This window comes from Pseudoalteromonas sp. T1lg75, from assembly GCF_002964705.1.
Lineage (GTDB): Bacteria > Pseudomonadota > Gammaproteobacteria > Enterobacterales > Alteromonadaceae > Pseudoalteromonas.
Window position 1 is genome coordinate 1 of sequence record NZ_PQCD01000025.1, and the last position, 1,198, is coordinate 1,198.

General features: G+C 42.2%; 1 protein-coding gene. It reads left to right on the forward strand.

The features are described 5' to 3' along the window. Positions 1 to 74 precede the first annotated feature (74 nt). Positions 75 to 1,150, forward strand: a protein-coding gene (locus tag C2M36_RS06725) for an IS3 family transposase (RefSeq protein WP_105254268.1) whose coding sequence is annotated in 2 segments (ribosomal slippage) — positions 75 to 324 and positions 324 to 1,150 — 1,077 coding nt in all. Because the reading frame shifts where the segments join, the coding sequence is not laid out codon by codon here. Positions 1,151 to 1,198 lie beyond the last annotated feature (48 nt).

A 1,198-nucleotide genomic window follows, 5' to 3' on the forward strand; every position in this document is an offset into this window, starting at 1 on the left:
TGACCTTTCCCCCAAAATTAACACCATGACTTTGATGAGATTTCCAATAAACTGGAGACAATGGAGATCTCAAAATGAAAAAACGTTACACCGAAGAACAAATTATCCGAGCAATCAAACAACATGAAGCTGGCGCTAAAGTCGATGATATTTGCCGAGAGATGGGAATATCGACAGGCACTTTTTATAACTGGCGCAGTAAATATGCAGGCCTAGAAGTAAATGAAGCCAAGCGTTTAAAAGAGCTTGAGTCAGAGAATAATAAGCTCAAGCGTTTATTGGCTGAAAAGATGCTTGAAGTTGAAGGTATGAAGGATGTGCTCTCAAAAAAGTGGTGAAGCCTTCGGATAAGAAACGGATCGCTAGCCACCTCATCGAGCTATTTAACCTCAGTGAACGAGCTGCATGCCAACTATCTGGGGTTAGCCGAACGGCATTTCGATATCGTCCAAGAGCGAAGGCAGATAACGCACTAAGAGAGCGATTAAAGCGCTTAGCTACTGAATACCCTCGTTATGGTTATTTGATGCTTCACGGCCTGTTAAAAGCTGAGGGCTTAGTGAGGAATAAAAAGCAAACCTATCGCATTTATACGGAAGAAGGACTCCAAGTTCGCACCAAAAAGCGGAAGAAAATACAGCGGCCCAGACTTCCTTTGGAAGTACCGTCAAAACCGAACCAGCGTTGGTCTATGGACTTTGTTTCAGATCAGCTAGCCAATGGTCGACGCTTCAGAACGCTGAATGTGGTTGATGATTATTCACGCGAAATGGTCGGACAGCTTGTCTGTGTTTCAATTAGTGGCAAACAGGTTGCTCGATTTTTATCTGAGATGATAGAAACACGAGGTGCACCTAATTCAATAGTGTGTGATAACGGCACAGAGTTTACGAGTAAAGCTATGTTCTTCTGGTCAAAAGAAACCAAAGTAAAGCTCAGCTTTATCCAACCAGGGAAGCCAACTCAGAACGCCTTTGTTGAAAGCTTAAATGGTAAATTCAGAAATGAGTGTTTAAACCAGCACTGGTTCCGAACGATGGAAGAAGCAAGATATGAAATCGACTTATGGCGAGAACATTATAATCATGTTCGACCACATAGTTCGCTGAATTATTTATCGCCAGTTGAGTTTGCTAAACGGGCCGCTTAATATGAATTATCTCATTGAATGAATGGTACTAATTCAGGGGAAAGGTCA